The following is a 20,066-nucleotide window of genomic DNA, read 5'->3' as shown; positions in this document are numbered from 1 at the left end:
AGAGAAGTTAATAAAGGACCAAAGAGTTTGACTGAAACTTCAGAGAGCAGTGCAGAATCAACGCGTCGAATTACCTTGTTTTCTAAACATGGGGTCGGGGCTGTTTTTTTATTAGCTGTAATCACCGTAATAGGTTCAACACTTTATTCCACCATTAGCTGGATGTTGGACGACCAGCGCCTCCCTTTATCAAAGATAGTGTTGCAGGGCGATTTGACTCATGTAACTGCCAAGGATGTGCAACACGCATTTGCCAACCTTGAACACATTGGCACTTTTATGTCTCAAGACATCAATGTGCTGCAGCAAAGCGTCGAGCAAATCCCTTGGGTATCTCAGGCCTCCGTTCGCAAACAATGGCCAGATACAGTAAAAGTCTTTCTTACAGAGCATCAGGCTAGTGCTATCTGGAATGGTATTGATATGTTAGACACAAACGGTGTTGTGTTTAGCGGTGATGTGTCGGCAATTGAAGAGCAGAAAGTAAAACTTTATGGGCCAAAAGGCACTGAGTTACAAGTACTTCAAACTTATCGAGACAGCAACGGGCAATTAGCACCGCTTGGGTTATCCATATCATCATTGGTACTGAACGAACGCCGAGCTTGGCAAGTTATTTTGGACAACGGTATCCGTTTAGAGTTGGGTAAAGACTCGATGCAGGAGCGCTTGGAGCGCTTTATTTCGCTTTATCGAAAGCTGGGCGATCAAGTCTCTAAAATTAGTTATATCGACTTAAGATATGATACCGGTGCTGCGGTTGGTTGGTTCCCTGCGGAAGAGGCTGGAACCTCTCACGCAGAGAGCAAAAAAGTAGGATGACTGGTATTACGTATCGGTAGAGCAATCTATCGATACCTAAGTTCAGTTTGGACATTGAGCAACAAGATTGTTCGCTGGAAATTGAAATATCTATAACAAAGAGAGTACAGATGACGAAGACCACGGATGACAATATTATTGTCGGTCTTGATATAGGCACTGCAACTGTATCTGCGTTGGTCGGTGAAGTATTACCCGACGGTCAGGTCAATATCATTGGTGCTGGCTCCAGTCCTTCTCGAGGCATGGACAAAGGCGGTGTAAACGACCTAGAGTCAGTGGTTAAATCCGTGCAGCGTGCTATCGATCAAGCTGAGTTGATGGCAGAATGCCAGATTAGCAATGTATTTATTTCTCTTTCAGGCAAGCATATTGCGAGTCGAATTGAAAAAGGCATGGGAACCATTTCTGAGGAAGAAGTGTCACAGGATGATATGGACCGAGCGATTCATACCGCGAAATCCATTAAAATTGGTGATGAACAACGTATTCTTCATGTGATTCCTCAGGAATTTACCATAGACTATCAAGAAGGGATAAAAAATCCGCTTGGTTTGTCTGGTGTTCGAATGGAAGTGAGTGTTCATCTGATTTCTTGTCACAATGATATGGCAAGAAATATCATCAAGGCCGTTGAGCGTTGTGGATTAAAGGTAGAGCAGCTGGTTTTCTCTGGATTAGCTTCCAGTAACGCTGTTATTACTGAAGATGAACGAGAGCTGGGCGTTTGTGTGGTAGACATTGGCGCGGGAACCATGGATGTCTCTATTTGGACCGGTGGTGCACTTCGACATACAGAAGTGTTCTCTTATGCTGGTAATGCGGTGACCAGTGATATCGCATTTGCATTTGGTACACCTCTTAGTGATGCAGAAGAAATAAAAGTAAAGTATGGTTGTGCTCTAAGCGAACTAGTGAGCAAAGATGATACAGTTAACGTTCCAAGCGTTGGCGGTCGACCATCTCGTAGTTTGCAACGCCAAACATTGGCAGAAGTGATAGAACCGCGCTATACAGAGTTAATGGGACTAGTAAATCAAACCATTGATAATGTTCAAGCTAAACTAAGAGAGAATGGTGTAAAACATCATCTAGCAGCAGGCGTGGTCTTAACGGGCGGCGCAGCACAAATTGAAGGGGTTGTGGAGTGTGCAGAGCGCGTCTTCCGCAATCAGGTTCGTGTAGGCAAGCCTTTAGAGGTTAGCGGTCTCACGGACTACGTAAAGGAGCCGTATCATTCTACGGCCGTTGGATTACTTCATTACGCAAGAGACAGTCAGATCAATGACGACAATGATTATAACGAACCAAAACGTCAATCGGTGTCGACAATCTTTGGAAAGTTGCGTAATTGGATACAAAAAGAGTTTTAACCTGAGTTGCAGGAAAACGGAGATAACAAATGTTTGAACCGATGATGGAAATGTCTGACGAAGCAGTCATTAAAGTAGTTGGAGTCGGCGGTGGCGGTGGTAACGCTGTAGAACACATGGTTCGTGAATCAATCGAAGGGGTTGATTTCATTAGTGTGAATACGGATGCTCAGGCACTTCGCAAAACGAGTATTAGTCACGTCATTCAAATCGGCGGCGATATTACAAAAGGCTTGGGTGCGGGTGCAAACCCACAAGTTGGACGTGATGCAGCTCTCGAAGATAAAGAAAGAATTAAAGAAAGCATTACTGGCGCCGATATGGTATTTATCGCAGCTGGTATGGGTGGTGGTACTGGAACCGGTGCAGCTCCCGTTATTGCTGAAGTAGCGAAAGAGCTTGGTATTCTTACTGTTGCGGTGGTGACTAAACCATTTAGCTTCGAGGGTAAAAAGCGTCTTGCATTTGCAGAACAAGGTATTGAAGAGCTATCAAAGCATGTTGACTCTTTAATCACTATTCCAAATGAAAAGCTACTTAAAGTACTAGGTCGTGGCGTTACGCTTTTAGAAGCCTTTGCAAGTGCGAACGATGTTCTTAAGAATGCCGTTCAAGGTATTGCAGAGCTAATTACTCGCCCAGGTATGATTAACGTCGACTTTGCGGACGTACGTACTGTGATGTCTGAGATGGGTCATGCGATGATGGGTAGCGGTGTTGCTAAAGGCGAAGACCGTGCAGAAGAAGCCGCTGAAATGGCGATTTCTAGCCCGCTTCTAGAAGATATTGATCTTGCTGGTGCTCGTGGTGTTCTAGTGAACATTACTGCAGGTCTGGATATGCGTTTAGACGAGTTTGAGACAGTCGGTAACACAGTGAAGGCTTTTGCTTCTGATAATGCAACAGTGGTAATTGGTACTTCGCTAGACCCTGACATGAGCGACGAAATTCGCGTGACTGTGGTTGCTACTGGTATCGGTAATGAGCGCAAACCTGACATCACGCTTGTTGCAGGTGGTAAAACACCAGTAACAGCAAGTCAGCCACAACAACAAACGCAAGCTCCAGCTGCGAAAGTTGAAGAGAAAGTGGCACAAACTTTGCCTGTAAATAGTCAGGATAAGGTTGAAGTGAACACACCGAGTCATTCGGGATCAAATGCACCTGCATCTGGCGCGAATACTAGTGCTGCACCTAAACCTGAAAAGGAAAGTGGCTACTTAGATATTCCAGCATTTTTGCGTCGTCAAGCAGACTAAGCTGTCTGCTTAAATTTGACACAGCTCAAAAATCTGGTAGGATTCGCGGTTGCTTACATAATCAACCGTGATTTGTAGCGTTGAAGAAGAGGTTTGTAGATGATCAGACAACGTACGCTTAAAGAAATAGTGACTACTGTAGGAGTGGGTCTCCACTCTGGCCGTAAAGTAACACTAACTTTGCGTCCAGCGGCTGCTAATACTGGTGTCGTTTACCGTCGTACTGACGTGAATCCGCCTGTGGATTTTCCTGCGGATCCTCTTTCTGTGCGCGACACAATGCTATGTACTGCGCTTGTTAATGATGACGGTGTTCGTATTTCAACAGTCGAGCACTTGAATGCAGCATTAGCGGGTATGGGCATTGATAACATCATCGTTGAAGTTGATGCACCTGAAATCCCTATTATGGATGGCAGTGCAAGCCCGTTTGTATACTTGCTACAACAAGCCGGCATCGAAACTCAGAATGCACCAAAACGTTTCATCCGTATCAAGAAACCAGTGCGTTTCGAAGATGGTGATAAGTGGGCAGAGCTTCGTCCATACAACGGTTTCCGTATGGATTTCGAAATTGAGTTCAACCACCCTGCAATTGATGCTGACGAACAGCGTCTGCAGTTTGATTTCTCGTCGCAAGGCTTTATCAAAGATATCGCTCGCGCTCGTACTTTTGGTTTCATGCGTGACATCGAGTACCTACAATCACAAAATCTTGTGTTAGGTGGTAGCTTCGATAATGCTATCGTTCTTGATGAATACCGTATTCTTAACGAAGAAGGTCTTCGTTTCGATAATGAGTTTGTTACTCACAAAGTATTGGATGCGATTGGCGACCTCTATATGGCTGGTCACGCGATTGTTGGTGAGTTCTCTGCGTATAAATCGGGTCATGGTCTAAATAACCAACTACTGCGCGCGGTATTGGCAGACCAAGAAGCGTGGGAATGGGCAACATTCGAAGAGCAAGCTGGTTCTCCAGTTGCTTTTGCAGAACCAAATATGGTTCTTGCTTAAAAAACTACTAGTGTTTAAAAAACCAGACCTTGAGTCTGGTTTTTTTTATGCCCATTAAACACTGATGTGGCAGTTTGTTGCCTGTTGAACTTTACTTAATAGTGGCAAAGATCTGCAGTGGATCTTCGTGATCTTGCAGTTTGGCTGCTTTAAATGAAACTCGCTGCGCAGTTTAAGTTTTCACTTTTGATGTATGCTGCCGCTATCTCCGTTTAGAAATATCCGCCACAATGCTGCGCTGAATGCGGCTTTATATGACAAAACTTCCAAACACATCAAACTAATTACGGTTAGTTTGTATTGAAGCTTGGTTGTTAGGGCAAAAATTCCTTAAACTATGTGCCATTAATTGGTATATCTGCCTTGAAATTTAACAGCTTGAACTCAATATCAGTTGGTATAGATTTTATCTCAGTTAGGTCAGTAGACCCTAGTCGAGACGGAAGGCAATTTTAATAGGTCGATATGATCTAATGGTAGAGAGAATAAAAACACAATGATTACTAACCTACTGACAAAGGTCATCGGTAGTCGTAACGACAGAACACTGCGTCGACTAAGAAAAATCGTAAAGCAGATCAATAACTACGAGCCACAGTTCGAAGCATTGTCTGACGAAGAACTGAAAGCAAAAACAGTAGAGTTTCGTGAGCGATTGGATAAAGGTGAAAACCTAGACCAACTTCTGCCAGAAGCATTTGCTACAGTTCGTGAAGCGTCTAAACGTGTCTTCGGGATGCGCCATTTCGACGTTCAGCTTATCGGTGGCATGGTGTTGAACTCTGGTCAAATTGCAGAGATGCGCACTGGTGAAGGTAAAACGCTTACAGCAACATTGCCTGCTTATCTAAATGCTCTACCGGGCAAAGGCGTTCACATCGTAACGGTGAATGACTACTTAGCAAAACGCGATGCTGAAACAAACCGCGCTCTATTTGAATTCCTAGGCATGAGTGTTGGCGTGAACGTGCCAAACATGCACCCACAAGAAAAGAAAGAAGCTTATCAAGCGGACATTCTATACGGTACCAACAACGAATTTGGTTTTGACTACCTACGTGACAACATGGCTTTCCGTGTGGAAGACCGAGTTCAGCGTGAGCGATTCTTTGCTGTTGTCGATGAAGTGGACTCAATCTTAATTGATGAAGCTCGTACTCCACTTATTATTTCAGGTCCTGCTGAAGACAGTTCAGAGCTATATACACGTATTAACACGTTAATTCCTCAGCTTGAACAACAAGATCAAGAAGACTCAGAAGAGTACCGTGGTGATGGTCACTACACGGTTGATGAAAAATCAAAACAGGTTCACTTAACCGAAACAGGTCAGGAGTTTGTTGAAGAACTATTGATCAAAAATGGTTTGATGGAAGAGGGTGACACACTTTACTCGCCAACCAATATTAGCCTATTGCATCACGTGAACGCAGCCCTTCGTGCTCATGTTTTATTTGAGAAAAACGTTGACTATATCGTTAACGAGCAAGGCGAAGTAGTTATCGTTGATGAGCATACTGGTCGTACTATGCCAGGCCGTCGTTGGTCTGAAGGTCTTCACCAAGCTGTTGAAGCGAAAGAAGGGGTGAAGATTCAAAACGAAAACCAAACACTTGCTTCTATTACGTTCCAGAACTACTTCCGTCTTTATGAAAAACTGTCGGGTATGACAGGTACGGCAGATACTGAAGCGTTTGAGTTCCAGTCTATCTATGGTTTAGAAACAGTTGTTATCCCAACCAATAAACCAATGGTTCGTGATGACATGGCTGATGTGGTTTATCGTACTGAAGTTGAAAAATTCAACGCGATTATCGAAGACATTAAAGAGCGCAGTGCAAAAGGTCAGCCTATTCTGGTTGGTACGGTTTCGATTGAGAAGTCAGAGCTGTTATCTAATGCGTTGAAGCAAGCTAAGATCAAGCACAACGTTCTTAACGCGAAGTTCCACGAACGCGAAGCTGAAATCGTTGCTGAAGCGGGTACGCCAGGTGCGGTAACTATCGCAACTAACATGGCGGGTCGTGGTACCGATATCGTATTGGGTGGTAGCTGGCAGTCTAAAGTTGAACAGATTTCTGAGCCTACGCAAGAGCAAATCGATGCCATTAAAGCAGAATGGAAAGTGATTCATGATCAAGTTCTTGCTGCTGGTGGTCTACATATCATTGGTACAGAGCGTCATGAATCTCGCCGTATCGATAACCAGTTACGTGGTCGTTCTGGTCGTCAAGGTGATGCTGGTTCGTCTCGTTTCTATCTATCAATGGAAGATCAACTACTCCGTATATTCACTTCTGATCGTATGGCTAGCCTTATCCAAAGTGGTATGGACGAAGGTGAAGCGATTGAAAGTAAGATGCTATCACGCTCTATTGAGAAAGCTCAGCGTAAAGTGGAAGGTCGTAACTTCGATATCCGTAAGCAACTGCTTGAGTTTGACGACGTAGCTAATGACCAGCGTAAAGTAGTCTACGAGCTTCGTGATGAATTAATGACGGCAGAAGACATCAGTGAAATGCTTGAGCAAAACCGTGCTGATGTGTTCACTTCTGTTATCGATGAGTACATCCCACCTCAGTCTCTAGAAGATATGTGGGATATCGAGGGTCTAGAAGAACGTCTGAAGAACGACTTCGATTTAGAGCTTCCAATCAAAACTTGGCTTGATGAAGATGACAAGCTCTATGAAGAAGCACTTCGTGAGAAAATCCTTGATACAGCAGTAACGATTTATCAACAGAAAGAAGAAACTGTTGGTGCACAAGTACTTCGTAACTTTGAAAAATCGGTCATGCTGCAGACTCTAGATACGCTATGGAAAGAGCATCTAGCGGCTATGGATCATCTACGTCAAGGTATTCACCTTCGTGGTTATGCTCAGAAGAACCCGAAACAAGAATACAAGCGTGAGTCGTTTGAGTTGTTTGAGCAACTGTTGGATTCTCTGAAATTTGACGTGATCACTATACTTTCAAAAGTACGTGTGCAACAGCAAGAAGAAGTTGAGCGTATGGAAGCTCAGCGTCAAGCGCAAGCAGAGGCGGCAGCAGCAAAAGCACATGCTCAACACGCGGATGCTGAGAACCAACTTGCTGATCACTCAGAAGAGTCTAGTGATGATTCACAACAGCCTATGGTTCGTGAAGAACGTAAGGTGGGGCGCAATGAGCCATGTCCTTGTGGATCTGGTAAGAAATACAAACAATGCCATGGTAAGATTAACTAAACCATGATGTAAAAATGAAGAGTCGCATTATGCGGCTCTTTTTTTTTAATCTGAATTTACGAGAAACACAGAAATAGGTGGGGAAAAACGTGAAGCGAGTTCATATCGTTGCCGCGATCATCTTTAACCAAGATAAGTCGCAAATCTATATCACTAAACGTCCTGATAATCTTCACAAAGGCGGCTTTTGGGAGTTTCCTGGGGGTAAAGTCGAGTTAGGAGAATCAGTCGGCGAGGCGATAACTCGTGAGCTGTTCGAAGAGATCGACATAAAAGTTAAAGAGTTTGAGTTGTTCGAGCACCTACTTCATGACTACCCAGAAAAATCGTTGGAGTTTGATTTTATCTCGGTGACGTCGTTTGACAATGAACCATACGGAAAAGAGGGACAGGAAGGCTGTTGGGTAAATATTGCTGATTTACCGAATTATGCATTCCCCGAAGCGAATGTACCCATCCTAAATAAAGTGGTCGAAAAATACCGTTAAAATCTGTAACGACTCTGGTAGCCCTAGTGTCTTTGCGTTACATTGGTAGCAACATAAACAACGGAGAATAACGCAATGGTAAGAATTGCGATTGCAGGAGCAGCGGGCCGCATGGGTCGCAACCTAGTGAAAGCAACGTTTCACAACAATCAGGCTGAAGTAGGCGCAGGTTCTGAACGCCCAGAGTCATCTTTAGTTGGTGTTGATGTTGGTGAATTGTGTGGTGAAGGGCGATTTGACGTCGCTTTGGTGGATGATCTTAATAAGTCTATTGATGACTTTGACGTTATCATCGATTTCACTGCGCCAAAAAGTACCCTTGCGAATCTAGAGCTATGCAAACAGCATGGCAAAAAAATGGTGATTGGTACAACTGGCTTTAGCGAAGAAGAGAAGGCGATCATCGATGAGGCTGCTCAATCTGTGCCAGTGGTTATGGCGCCGAACTACAGCGTTGGGGTTAACCTAGTCTTTAAGCTTCTTGAGAAAGCTGCGAAGGTTATGGGCGATTACTGCGACATCGAAATTGTTGAAGCACACCACCGCCATAAAGTAGATGCTCCATCTGGTACTGCTATAGGTATGGGAGAAGCAATTGCAGGTGCAATGGGTAATGAACTCAACGATGTAGCCGTCTATGCTCGTGAAGGCATCACTGGTGAGCGTACTCGTGACGAAATTGGCTTTGCAACGATTCGAGCTGGCGATATTGTTGGTGAACATACCGCTATGTTTGCTGATATTGGTGAGCGCGTCGAGATTACCCACAAAGCGACCGATCGCATGACGTTTGCCAATGGGGCCGTTAAAGCTGCGGTATGGCTCAATGATAAGCCTGCGGGCTTTTATACCATGACTGAAGTTCTCGGTCTCGATAGCATTTAACGAAAAGCGCCAGTTGGCGCTTTTTTTATATCTCATTGAGTCGAATCTCAAAGCTCAATTGTTTTACATAATTATTCTCAGAGTCAATATTGATTTAGGGTATGAATGGCCATCTCGCCAAATCGAACAAAAACACAAAAACTGTACAAAACGAATGGATTTGTATGTGAGTTTTGTGGCTTTGAGGTGAAATGCATTCTCTATGTCTTGTTTTTTTATGTTAACTTGTTTCGGTTAACGTTTGCGTAGTGATGAGGTAAAAATTGCAGGGTTGTTATTAACTTTGCTAGCACGAAAAACTATGCGGAATCATAACTGATTGATTTTTGCTCTTTAAATGTGTTTTTTTGAGGGTTTAGAGTAAAAAAATGGTCAATGGCGATAAAATTTAATTTTATTTTTCAGCAGTTGTTGACACTTGTCACGGGCATCATTAGAATACCGCCAATTTGTCTGAACTACCTAAAAGCGCTTATTTATAGCGAAGAGGAAGGCAAATCTGCAATTTAATTTAAAATTTATGCATTTTTATTCTGGAGGTTGTCTTGAGTAAATCAGCACTGTTAGTCCTAGAAGATGGGACAGTGTTCCACGGTGTTTCCATTGGAGCAGATGGTTTATCCGTTGGTGAAGTTGTTTTTAATACCTCGATGACGGGGTACCAAGAAATCCTCACTGATCCTTCCTATTCTCAACAGATCGTAACTCTTACTTATCCTCACATTGGCAATACTGGTACTAATAAAGAAGACGAAGAGTCTTCAGCAATCCACGCACAAGGCCTTGTGATTCGCGATCTTCCTCTTATCGCATCAAACTTCCGTAACGAACAATCCCTTTCAGACTATCTCAAGTCTCAGAACATCGTTGGTATTGCTGATATCGATACACGTAAACTGACTCGCCTTCTTCGTGAAAAAGGTGCGCAGAACGGTTGTATCGTAGCGGGCGATAACCTAGATGAAGCTCTAGCACTTGCTAAAGCAAAAGAATTTCCTGGCTTGAAAGGTATGGATCTTGCGAAAGAGGTTACAACAAAAGAAACGTATCAATGGAAACAAGGTTCGTGGACGCTCGAGGGTGGACTTCCTGAAGCGAAAGACGACAGTGAATTGCCATATCACGTTGTTGCCTACGACTTCGGTGCCAAGCGTAACATCTTGCGCATGCTTGTTGACCGCGGCTGCCGCCTAACGGTGGTTCCAGCGCAAACTTCAGCGGAAGAAGTGCTCGCGCTTAATCCAGATGGCGTATTCCTATCGAACGGCCCTGGCGACCCAGCACCTTGTACTTACGCTATTGAGGCAACTAAGACTTTCCTAGATAACGGACTGCCTATCTTCGGTATCTGTCTGGGTCACCAAATTTTGGCGCTAGCATCAGGTGCACAAACTGTAAAAATGAAGTTTGGCCACCACGGTGCCAACCATCCGGTAAAAGATCTCGATCGCAATGTAGTGATGATTACCTCTCAGAACCACGGTTTTGCTGCTGATGAAGAGACGTTACCTGAAAACCTGCGTGCGACGCACAAGTCTCTATTTGACGGTACGCTTCAAGGTATCCATCGCACTGATAAGCCGGCATTTAGCTTCCAAGGTCACCCTGAAGCAAGCCCAGGTCCACACGATGCTGCACCATTGTTTGACCACTTCATTGAACTGATTAAAAAACACAAAGCGTAATTCGGAGTAGTTGAGAATGCCAAAACGTACTGACATTAAAAGTATTCTAATTCTTGGTGCTGGCCCGATTGTTATCGGTCAGGCTTGTGAGTTTGACTATTCTGGCGCACAAGCGTGTAAAGCGCTACGTGAAGAAGGTTATCGAGTTATTCTAGTGAACTCGAACCCTGCAACAATCATGACTGACCCGGACATGGCGGATGCGACGTACATCGAACCTATTCAGTGGGAAGTTGTTCGTAACATCATCGCTAAAGAACGTCCTGACGCGGTTCTACCTACAATGGGTGGTCAAACCGCGCTGAACTGTGCACTTGACTTAGAGAAGCACGGCGTACTTGAAGAGTTCGGTGTGGAAATGATTGGTGCAACAGCCGACGCTATCGATAAAGCAGAAGACCGTTCTCGCTTCGATAAAGCGATGAAATCAATTGGCCTAGAATGTCCACGCGCTGATACTGCGAAAACTATGGAAGAAGCGTACGCGGTTCTTGATATGGTTGGCTTCCCTTGTATCATTCGTCCTTCTTTCACTATGGGTGGTACTGGTGGCGGTATCGCATATAACAAAGAAGAATTCGAAGAAATCTGTCGCCGTGGTTTAGACCTTTCTCCAACGAACGAACTTCTTATCGATGAATCCCTTATCGGTTGGAAAGAATACGAAATGGAAGTGGTTCGTGACAAAGCGGACAACTGCATTATCGTTTGTGCGATTGAAAACTTCGACCCAATGGGTATTCACACGGGTGACTCAATCACAGTCGCACCAGCGCAAACGCTGACAGATAAAGAATATCAATTGATGCGTAACGCTTCTCTAGCGGTACTGCGTGAGATTGGTGTTGAAACAGGTGGTTCAAACGTTCAGTTTGGTATCAACCCGAAAGATGGCCGTATGGTTATCATCGAGATGAACCCACGTGTATCTCGCTCTTCTGCTCTAGCGTCTAAAGCAACGGGTTTCCCTATCGCTAAGATTGCAGCGAAACTAGCGGTTGGTTTCACACTAGATGAACTGATGAACGATATCACGGGTGGTGCCACACCAGCATCGTTCGAACCAACTATCGACTACGTAGTAACTAAGATTCCTCGTTTTAACTTCGAGAAGTTTGCTGGCGCTAACGACCGTCTAACAACACAGATGAAGTCAGTTGGTGAGGTAATGGCGATTGGTCGTAACCAACAAGAGTCGCTACAAAAAGCGCTTCGTGGCCTAGAAGTTGGCGCGACTGGCTTTGACGAAATGGTTGACCTTGATGCTCCTGATGCACTGTCTAAAATCCGCCACGAGCTGAAAGAAGCTGGTGCCGAGCGTATTTGGTATATCGCTGACGCATTCCGTGCAGGTCTATCTGTAGATGGTGTCTTCAACCTGACACAAATCGACCGTTGGTTCCTAGTTCAAATCGAAGAGATTGTGAAACTAGAGCAAGAACTGCGAGCGAAAGGTTTTGCAGGCCTTGATAAGCAAGAGCTAAACAAGCTTAAGCGTAAAGGTTTTGCTGATGCGCGCCTATCTAAGATTCTAGGTGTAGCGGAAAGCGAAATTCGTCGTCTGCGTGACCAATACGATATCCACCCAGTGTACAAGCGCGTTGATACTTGTGCGGCTGAGTTCTCTTCTGATACCGCTTACATGTACTCCTCTTATGATGACGAATGTGAGGCGAATCCAACAGATAAAGACAAAATCATGATCCTAGGTGGCGGTCCAAACCGTATCGGCCAAGGTATCGAATTTGATTACTGTTGTGTACACGCATCTTTAGCACTACGCGAAGACGGTTACGAGACCATCATGGTTAACTGTAACCCAGAAACGGTTTCAACTGACTACGATACGTCTGACCGTCTGTACTTCGAACCAGTTACACTGGAAGATGTATTGGCTATCGCTCGAGTAGAGAAACCGAAAGGCGTAATCGTTCAGTACGGTGGTCAAACGCCTCTGAAACTGGCTCGTGCTTTAGAAGCTGCTGGTGTGCCAATCATTGGTACTAGCCCTGACGCTATCGACCGTGCAGAAGACCGTGAGCGTTTCCAAGTAGCGGTAGACCGTCTTGGCCTTCTACAACCAGAAAACGCAACAGTAACGACAATGGAGCAAGCGGTAGAGAAATCTCGCGAAATCGGCTTCCCATTGGTTGTTCGTCCATCGTATGTACTAGGTGGTCGCGCAATGGAAATTGTTTACGACGAGCAAGATCTACGTCGTTACTTCAACGAAGCTGTGAGTGTTTCTAACGAGTCTCCTGTTCTGTTAGATAGCTTCCTAGATGACGCCGTTGAGGTTGACATCGACGCACTATGTGACGGTGAGCGAGTGGTTATCGGCGGTATTATGGAGCATATCGAACAAGCAGGTGTTCACTCTGGTGACTCAGCATGTTCACTTCCTGCATACACGCTAAGCCAAGAAATCCAAGATACAATGCGTGAGCAAGTTGAAAAGCTAGCGTTTGAGTTGGGTGTTCGTGGTCTAATGAACACTCAGTTTGCGGTTAAGAACAACAAGGTTTACTTGATTGAAGTTAACCCACGTGCAGCGCGTACCGTTCCGTTTGTATCGAAAGCAACAGGTGCACCTATTGCTAAGATTGCTGCTCGTGTTATGGCGGGTCAATCTCTAGAGTCGCAAGGCTTCACTAAAGAGATTATTCCTCCTTACTACTCAGTGAAAGAAGTGGTACTGCCATTCAACAAGTTCCCTGGCGTTGACCCACTATTAGGCCCAGAAATGCGTTCTACTGGTGAGGTAATGGGTGTCGGTGCGACATTTGCTGAAGCTTATGCGAAAGCAGAGCTAGGTTGTGGCAATGTTTACCCTGAAGGTGGTCGTGCGCTATTGTCTGTTCGTGAAGGTGATAAAGAGCGCGTGGTTGACCTAGCTTCTAAGCTAACGAAGCTTGGCTACCAACTAGATGCAACACACGGTACAGCAGTAATCTTAGGTGAAGCTGGAATCAACCCTCGTCTTGTAAACAAGGTACACGAAGGTCGTCCACATATCCTAGACCGTATCAAGAACAACGAGTACACCTACATCGTTAACACGGCAGCAGGTCGTCAAGCGATTGAGGACTCAAAAGTTCTACGTCGTGGCGCGCTTGCGGAGAAAGTGAACTACACCACAACGCTAAATGCAGCGTTTGCAACCTGTATGTCTCATACCGCAGATGCGAAGTCGACAGTGACATCGGTTCAAGAGCTTCACGCACAAGTAAAAAGTGCTTAATAGATAAAAACTAAGAAGCAGGTCTAACTCCTGCCTTTTAGACAACCTCATTGCCCGCTCATTTGAGCGGGCTTTTTTTGTCGCATTCTTTATTCAGAGAGTGTTTTTTAAACAATTATTTTAGTCGTTATATTCCTACCCCCAATTAAAACGTAGGAAATTAGCAGTGAAAATTAAACATACTTTATCTATCTTAACGGCGGCAATGACATTGTCTTTTTCAGCTTTGGCTGACGATAGTTTTTACCTAGGTACCATATATAGTGCGGTGCGAGCAGCGGATGAGAGCGTTGACAAATCGACTTCCAATATTAGTAATTTAGGACTTCAGGCAGGGTACTCATTCAATCAGCATTTTGCCCTTGAGGGACGATATTTCTATGCACTCAATCGTTCAAGTTCTTTGCCTCAGCACCAGTCGCAAATTTATGCCAAAGCAAGCTATCCACTCAATGACACTTTTTCGATCTACGCCTTAGCTGGGGTCAACTTTGCGAAAGAATATTCCGCAAGTAGTCAAACTAAAGGGTATTTTTCGGGAGGTGCCGGAGTCTCTTATACCTTTACGGATAAACTTAAAGGGTCATTAGAATATGTCTCTTTAGCTCATAGCAAGTTTTATAAAGGTAATGCTGTCAATATCGGCTTAAGTTACTGCTTCTAATTAATTCCTTCGGGGAATAGGTTTGTATCCATGATTTCGCTAGTGTTGATATTTGTCGCGAGTAAAATGAGACAATATTTCACGTTGAGTTAGCATAATGGAAGTTACGATAGAAATTCTTGGACTCCTATTCCTGGTGGCAGGATTAGCGGGTTTTATTGATGCGATGGCTGGTGGTGGCGGGTTACTTACTCTTCCTGCTCTCCTGTCAGTCGGCGTTCCCCCAACTCAAGCATTGGCAACTAACAAGTTACAAAGCTCATTTGGTAGCTTTTCGGCAACTTGGTATTTTGTGCGCAATGGTATTGTTGACCTCAAGGAAATGCGACTTGCGATTCTATGTACTTTTATAGGATCTGCAGTTGGTGCTGAATTAGTACAGCATATTGATGCAGGGGTGCTGACGAGCTTGATTCCAGTTTTACTGCTGGGGATTTCTCTGTACTTTTTGCTGGCTCCACAAGCAGGAGAGGGCGGTGGCAAACCTAAAATGTCAGAAACCCTATTTGCCTTTTCTGTAGGTACTGGTGTCGGATTCTACGACGGCTTCTTTGGACCGGGTACCGGTTCTATCTTTACCATTTGTTTTGTCGCCATCGCACAACTGTCGATTGTTCATGCGACAGCAAAAACCAAAGTGCTCAATTTTACTTCCAATCTAGCCGCATTAATCTTTTTCATTATTGCAGGCTTACCGGTTTGGGAAATCGGCTTAGTTATGGCAGTGGGCGGTTTTTTGGGTGCCAGAATGGGAGCTAAGGTCGTTGTATCTAAGGGGAAAAAATTCATCCGCCCATTGGTTGTGGTCATGTCAATGGTCATGGCATTGAAGCTACTTTGGGAACAGCATCCTCAATGGTTTCAATCACTGTTCTAACTCGTTCTAATTTCAGTGCCGAGGGACGATAAACAAGGTGCACGGGACGTGTCAACGTAGCAAGAAAATCGAAGTCAAAGCAAAGCCCTTCATCAATGTGAAGGGTTTTTATAATTGATAATGGAACCAAAGCGGCAGAGACACCTTTGATTGCCAACTGCGCTGCTGCAGTATACGAGTCCATCTGCATGCTAGGAATAATACCCGCTTGCTGAAGCAAGCCCGCTTGATAGGTATTCGCCGGATTGTTGAGGTCGTTAGTGATGAGCTTAGCGGGCGGTGCTGTAAGCGGTTGATGGCTCACGACTCGAAACGGTTCGTTAAATAGATGGGTAGCGTGCAGGCCAAGACGACTATTAAGATGCCCTGCACAGAGTCCAATCGCCGCGTCCCCAGCTTTAACGTGTTCAATGATTCGGGGCGTATGGTTGGTGGTAATGGTGAGGAATGGGTCTTTAAGCAGCAACGTGGGAAATACTTCACTGAGATAACCTGCCACTAAGGTTTCCGAACAATCCACGCGAATAATCGTTTGATCATCAAGGGTCTGCTCTTCAGCAATTAATCCGCGAAGCTCATGCAAACTTGGACCAACACGGTCGATAAGAGAGAGAGCGTCAGGAGTTAGTTTTATTTGCCTCCCTTCTGGCTCGATTAACTTTTTACCAAGTTTTCTCTCTAGATTGGCTATTCGCTTACTGACCGCCGACTGGCTGATATACAGTCTGCTGCCAGTACGGCTCATAGTTTTTTCTTGTGAGAGCACGAGTAAGGTTTCAATGCCTTCCAATAGCATACGCTTTGATGAAAATTGGGAATGGATTTTATTATTCTAACATAACCTGACGACGACGTTGGTAGGCTAAGTCAGCAATTCGGCGACCAAAGTAATGTGCAGTTTCTAAGTCATTAGGGTGAACTTGCTCATTGTCATCGTAGCTTGCCACTAAGCCAATTGAGGAGCCTGTGCGGTTCAAAGCTTTGTTATCTGTGTGTTTTGAAACATCTAACCCTGCCCAAATCATACCGTGCTGGCAGGCTAAGGCAAAGAAACCAAGCAGCGTTTGTTGTTGCTCACCATTGAGACTACCGCCCATGGTAAATCCTGCGGCAAGCTTATTACGCCAATTGAGTTGGACATATTCATCGCTACTCGCATCCATAAACGCCTTAAATTGAGCGCTGGCCGAACCCATGTAAGTAGGACTTCCGAAAACAATAGCATCGAAATGCTTTAGTGATGAAAGTAAATGATTATTGACGTAACGACCCTCTTCAATATCACAGCTCTCAATCTCAAACAGAGTGGCACTATAGAGCGCACACTCGATGCCACTTTGAATGGCTTTTGCGAGTGCTCGTGTCGCTCCACTCTTAGAGAAGTAAACAATAGCGATGTTTGACATCTCAATCTCCTACATAGGCTGTGTGAGTTCAACGCGATAGTATTCATCGTCTTCATCTTTAATAAAATCGACAAAATAGTGAATGCTGTCTAGTTCATCTTCCACATAATGGGAGACATAGAGCAACTGGCTTAAGTTTTCTTTGGCTATCATATCGAGGGCATTCATCACCAGCTTACGACCTAGAAAATCAAGCCCTTGATAAGGCTCATCCAAGATAAGGATAGTAGGCTGCTTGATGATAGCTCGAGCAATTAAAAGGAGTCTTTGTTGACTATATTCGAGGGACTTAAAAGAACGGTCGTGCAAGTGCTCCATATGAAGCAGCGTTAACCACTCTTTCGCCGCATCTATCTGATTTTGGCTAGGCTTATCATAAAGTCCGATAGAGTCGAAAAAGCCCGATAGCAAGACTTCCAAGGCGCTGCAACTGACACGATATTGCAAGTGAAGTGCAGAAGAGACCATGCCAGTATGCTGCTTGATGTCCCACACGGTTTCTCCGCTGCCGCGCTTCAAACCATAAATCAGAATGTCATTGCTATAACATTGTGGATGATCGCCAAAGATCATGCCGAGCAATGTACTTTTTCCACAACCGTTTGGTCCACGAACTTGCCAGTGCTCTCCATTGTTAATCTGCCAGTTCACGCCGGAGAATATTTTTTGGTCGACGTATTCTACGTGTCCGTCGGTAATTTTAACCAAGGGGTCTGGAAACTTCGATTGATGTTGATGCTTACGAATTAGCGCAAGCCATTGTTCGCTTTGCGCTGAAGATTGAGCCAGTAGCTGCGAAATGACAGGGTGAGCGCGCCATTGCTGGTAGCTTAGTTGTTCGGTCAATGTACCATCTTCAAACATGGCGACATGATTAACCCAAACAGGGATTTCATCTTCCCTTGAGGTGATCACCACCAATTGAATATGCAGTGATAGGTCGCGAAGGTAGTCGGCGAGCATCTTGCGATGCAACGTATCTAAGCCGACAAATGGCTCATCCAAAATAAGCAGTTTAGGTGAGGTTGCTAATGCTCTGGCTAACATAACGCGACGTGTTTCGCCGGTTGATAGTTGCTTAAAGCCTCGCTCTTTTAAGTGCAAAAGATCCAGCTCTTGAATCAACTGCTCTGCTACAGTTTCGTTGCTGGCAAACTCGGATACCAGTTGAGTCACGGTGCGACCAAAATCGATTCGATCCATAAAGTCGGTATCGTCATTGGCATTTTCCAGTTCAAGTAATCGCTGCTGCTCTGCTAAAGAAACTTGTGCAATGCCGGTTTGTAAACCAAGAATCTCCCCTTCTTTAGGAAAGATTTCTTGGCACAATAAGTCGCCCAATAAGGAGCCTACATTGCCTTGGGTTTCAAATACTGCCCAATGTTCACCAGATTGAATGCGCCAATCTGGAATAGAGATAGAACCAGCTTGGTCAAAAGAAACGTGATTGAAGATGACATCCATAGACTTTTCCCTGTCATTGGTCTGAGAGACGATGAATTAACCAACATACTAAAGCGAAAGGGAAAAATGAAGAGTAAAAGCTAGAGATTGTTATCTCTAGCTTTTGGTAATCAGGTTACTTATCTAAAGCAAACGTAGGTAAGGATAAGTGCCAGCGAATAGCGCCTAAGCGAATAACCAGCGTTGCAACAATACAACACAAGAAGGCTACTTCTGAAGAAGCACCAAGTAACAGAGCTGAGGTATGGAAAACACCACCTATGATACAGGCTGTTGCGTATACCTCACGGCGCAGTACCATAGGAACCTCGCGAGCCAGTACATCCCGAATAATACCGCCACCGCATCCGGTAATTACTCCCATAATGACTGCAACCATATAGGAGTCTTGGAATAGCATTGACTTCTCAACACCGATACCGACAAAAACCGCAAGACCAACGGCATCGCACACTGGTAACACATACCAAGGAAGTCGACGTGGATGGCGAATCAATAGCATGGTCAAAATACAGGTGATGAAAATGACCCAAAGGTAAGTGTTGTCGGTGATCCAGAAAACTGGCGTTGCACCGAGTGCCATGTCTCGAATCGTGCCGCCACCTATCGCAGTGACGCTACCGAGTACCATTACACCAAAAGGATCCATCCTGAGTCTTCCTGCGAGTATCACTCCTGATATCGCAAATACTGCCGTACCAAATAAGTCGACCAAATAGAGCATGGAATCCACAGCTAGTTTCTCACTGAAGCATTAAAAGGAAAGTTCGCCAATTTTACGGGATTTAACGATTGCGCCTAGTGGTTCGTAGCTGAATGTGATCTATCTCTCAATTATTATTGAGTTCTTACCTGATCCAGATACTGGCAAACCTGTTGTATGGCTAGAAGTGTTCTTGGTGTTGGTCTGTTTAGCCAGTCAGACGTCAATGACCACACATGATGTTGGCTAACGGCTGGTAACTCCTGCTGCCACTTGTGCCACATGGTGCCGTTTTTAATGGCATGCTCTGAAGTAAAAATGGCTTGAGGCTGGCGAACTATTACCTGTTCAGGGCTGACTTGTGGGTAGGGGGCTTTGCTATCGGCAAAAATATTTTCACCACCACAAAACTCAAACACTTCGCTCGGCCAACTGCCTTGCGCTAAGGTGATAATGGGCTTTTCACTTAGCTGGTAAAAGTAGCGAACGGGTGTTTCTGTGTCATATTTTTGCTTTAACTGCGCTAAACCTCGACGAAATTCTTGGGCTGCGTTTAAGCCAATGGAAGGGTCATCGGCATATTGGCTTAACTTCTCGATGTTGGTAGCGATATCATCGAGAGTTTTGGTTTGTGAGTAAAATAGGTTAAATCCCAGCTTTTCTAGTTTCTCCAATTCACGAGCAGGGTTTCCCGCTGGCCAGACAAGAATGAGGTCAGGCTGCATCGCCACGATTCGTTCCAATTTGATACCTTGGTAATTGGCCACTCGCTCCAACTCTTTCGCTTGCTCTGGATAGTCACTGTATTCACTTACTGCGATAAGCTTATCGCCAAGTCCTGCGGCATACGCCAGTTCCGTAGCATGAGGGGCTAAACTGATAATACGTTGTGTGTCTGCTAGAGCATGTTGAGTTGCCAAAAAAGTAATGACAAGTATTAGCCAATTCTTCAT

The 20,066-nt window shown here is 44.7% G+C and carries 16 protein-coding genes; 11 read left to right on the top strand and 5 right to left on the bottom strand.

What is annotated here, in order from left to right; all coding sequences use genetic code 11:
- Positions 1 to 27: 27 nt before the first annotated feature.
- The 11 genes from VME0621_RS20200 (at position 28) to VME0621_RS20150 (ending at position 15,540) form a co-directional block, all read left to right on the top strand.
- The gene (locus tag VME0621_RS20200) at positions 28 to 822 is read left to right on the top strand and encodes a cell division protein FtsQ/DivIB (RefSeq protein ID WP_096442837.1); all 795 of its coding nucleotides are present in this window, start codon (positions 28 to 30) and stop codon (positions 820 to 822) included.
- A gap of 110 nt (positions 823 to 932) precedes the next feature.
- Positions 933 to 2,195 carry a cell division protein FtsA gene (gene ftsA, locus VME0621_RS20195; protein ID WP_038223983.1) on the top strand — a complete coding sequence of 421 codons (1,263 nt, stop codon included), beginning with the start codon at positions 933 to 935 and terminating at the stop codon, positions 2,193 to 2,195.
- A 29-nt stretch (positions 2,196 to 2,224) separates the two neighbouring features.
- Entirely contained in the window at positions 2,225 to 3,454 is a 1,230-nt protein-coding gene (gene ftsZ / locus VME0621_RS20190) for a cell division protein FtsZ (RefSeq protein WP_031495612.1), read from the top strand.
- A gap of 99 nt (positions 3,455 to 3,553) precedes the next feature.
- Positions 3,554 to 4,471: a UDP-3-O-acyl-N-acetylglucosamine deacetylase gene (gene lpxC, locus VME0621_RS20185; RefSeq protein WP_031494089.1), complete on the top strand. Its 918-nt coding sequence runs from the start codon at positions 3,554 to 3,556 to the stop codon at positions 4,469 to 4,471.
- 496 nt (positions 4,472 to 4,967) lie between these two features.
- Positions 4,968 to 7,700, top strand: coding sequence for a preprotein translocase subunit SecA (secA, locus tag VME0621_RS20180; RefSeq protein ID WP_062459868.1), 2,733 nt, complete (start codon positions 4,968 to 4,970; stop codon positions 7,698 to 7,700).
- An 89-nt stretch (positions 7,701 to 7,789) separates the two neighbouring features.
- Entirely contained in the window at positions 7,790 to 8,188 is a 399-nt protein-coding gene (gene mutT, locus VME0621_RS20175) for an 8-oxo-dGTP diphosphatase MutT (RefSeq protein ID WP_038223981.1), read from the top strand.
- A 75-nt stretch (positions 8,189 to 8,263) separates the two neighbouring features.
- Positions 8,264 to 9,073 (top strand): 4-hydroxy-tetrahydrodipicolinate reductase, encoded by an 810-nt coding sequence (dapB, locus tag VME0621_RS20170; RefSeq protein ID WP_006075634.1) that lies wholly within the window; start codon positions 8,264 to 8,266, stop codon positions 9,071 to 9,073.
- Between the two features lie 545 nt (positions 9,074 to 9,618).
- Entirely contained in the window at positions 9,619 to 10,758 is a 1,140-nt protein-coding gene (gene carA, locus VME0621_RS20165) for a glutamine-hydrolyzing carbamoyl-phosphate synthase small subunit (protein WP_062459866.1), read from the top strand.
- A gap of 16 nt (positions 10,759 to 10,774) precedes the next feature.
- Complete coding sequence (gene carB, locus VME0621_RS20160; RefSeq protein WP_062459864.1) at positions 10,775 to 13,999, top strand: carbamoyl-phosphate synthase large subunit; 3,225 nt, start codon at positions 10,775 to 10,777, stop codon at positions 13,997 to 13,999.
- A 166-nt stretch (positions 14,000 to 14,165) separates the two neighbouring features.
- A complete protein-coding gene (locus VME0621_RS20155; protein WP_062459862.1) occupies positions 14,166 to 14,663 on the top strand; it encodes an outer membrane beta-barrel protein in 498 nt (165 codons plus the stop codon).
- A gap of 97 nt (positions 14,664 to 14,760) precedes the next feature.
- Positions 14,761 to 15,540: a TSUP family transporter gene (locus tag VME0621_RS20150; protein ID WP_062459860.1), complete on the top strand. Its 780-nt coding sequence runs from the start codon at positions 14,761 to 14,763 to the stop codon at positions 15,538 to 15,540.
- Here VME0621_RS20150 and VME0621_RS20145 read toward each other — a convergent pair.
- The 5 genes from VME0621_RS20145 to btuF all read right to left on the bottom strand — a co-directional run bounded on the left by VME0621_RS20145 (position 15,482) and on the right by btuF (position 20,066).
- On the bottom strand, positions 15,482 to 16,336 hold the full coding sequence (locus VME0621_RS20145; protein WP_038223974.1) for a LysR family transcriptional regulator: 855 nt from the start codon (positions 16,334 to 16,336) through the stop codon (positions 15,482 to 15,484). The two genes, VME0621_RS20150 and VME0621_RS20145, sit on opposite strands and share 59 nt — an antisense overlap.
- A 31-nt stretch (positions 16,337 to 16,367) precedes the next feature.
- On the bottom strand, positions 16,368 to 16,952 hold the full coding sequence (locus VME0621_RS20140; RefSeq protein WP_174522830.1) for a flavodoxin family protein: 585 nt from the start codon (positions 16,950 to 16,952) through the stop codon (positions 16,368 to 16,370).
- 3 nt (positions 16,953 to 16,955) lie between these two features.
- Complete coding sequence (locus VME0621_RS20135) at positions 16,956 to 18,410, bottom strand: ATP-binding cassette domain-containing protein (RefSeq protein WP_062459858.1); 1,455 nt, start codon at positions 18,408 to 18,410, stop codon at positions 16,956 to 16,958.
- A gap of 115 nt (positions 18,411 to 18,525) precedes the next feature.
- Positions 18,526 to 19,134 (bottom strand): TRIC cation channel family protein, encoded by a 609-nt coding sequence (locus tag VME0621_RS20130; RefSeq protein ID WP_216610721.1) that lies wholly within the window; start codon positions 19,132 to 19,134, stop codon positions 18,526 to 18,528.
- Between the two features lie 113 nt (positions 19,135 to 19,247).
- Positions 19,248 to 20,066 carry a vitamin B12 ABC transporter substrate-binding protein BtuF gene (gene btuF, locus VME0621_RS20125; protein WP_062459854.1) on the bottom strand — a complete coding sequence of 273 codons (819 nt, stop codon included), beginning with the start codon at positions 20,064 to 20,066 and terminating at the stop codon, positions 19,248 to 19,250.

It is taken from the genome of Vibrio mediterranei, from assembly GCF_900088415.1.
GTDB lineage: Bacteria > Pseudomonadota > Gammaproteobacteria > Enterobacterales > Vibrionaceae > Vibrio > Vibrio mediterranei.
This window is presented reverse-complemented; position numbering and strand designations above follow the sequence as displayed.

Bases quoted from the DNA above. Each gene is read 5' to 3' on its own strand.
- secA (WP_062459868.1), top strand. From the start codon at position 4,968: ATGATTACTAACCTACTGACAAAGGTCATCGGTAGTCGTAACGACAGA.
- carB (WP_062459864.1), top strand. From the start codon at position 10,775: ATGCCAAAACGTACTGACATTAAAAGTATTCTAATTCTTGGTGCTGGC.
- VME0621_RS20130 (WP_216610721.1), bottom strand. From the start codon at position 19,134: ATGCTCTATTTGGTCGACTTATTTGGTACGGCAGTATTTGCGATATCA.
- btuF (WP_062459854.1), bottom strand. From the start codon at position 20,066: ATGAAGAATTGGCTAATACTTGTCATTACTTTTTTGGCAACTCAACAT.
- VME0621_RS20145 (WP_038223974.1), bottom strand. From the start codon at position 16,336: ATGCTATTGGAAGGCATTGAAACCTTACTCGTGCTCTCACAAGAAAAA.
- ftsZ (WP_031495612.1), top strand. From the start codon at position 2,225: ATGTTTGAACCGATGATGGAAATGTCTGACGAAGCAGTCATTAAAGTA.
- lpxC (WP_031494089.1), top strand. From the start codon at position 3,554: ATGATCAGACAACGTACGCTTAAAGAAATAGTGACTACTGTAGGAGTG.
- VME0621_RS20150 (WP_062459860.1), top strand. From the start codon at position 14,761: ATGGAAGTTACGATAGAAATTCTTGGACTCCTATTCCTGGTGGCAGGA.
- VME0621_RS20135 (WP_062459858.1), bottom strand. From the start codon at position 18,410: ATGGATGTCATCTTCAATCACGTTTCTTTTGACCAAGCTGGTTCTATC.
- ftsA (WP_038223983.1), top strand. From the start codon at position 933: ATGACGAAGACCACGGATGACAATATTATTGTCGGTCTTGATATAGGC.
- dapB (WP_006075634.1), top strand. From the start codon at position 8,264: ATGGTAAGAATTGCGATTGCAGGAGCAGCGGGCCGCATGGGTCGCAAC.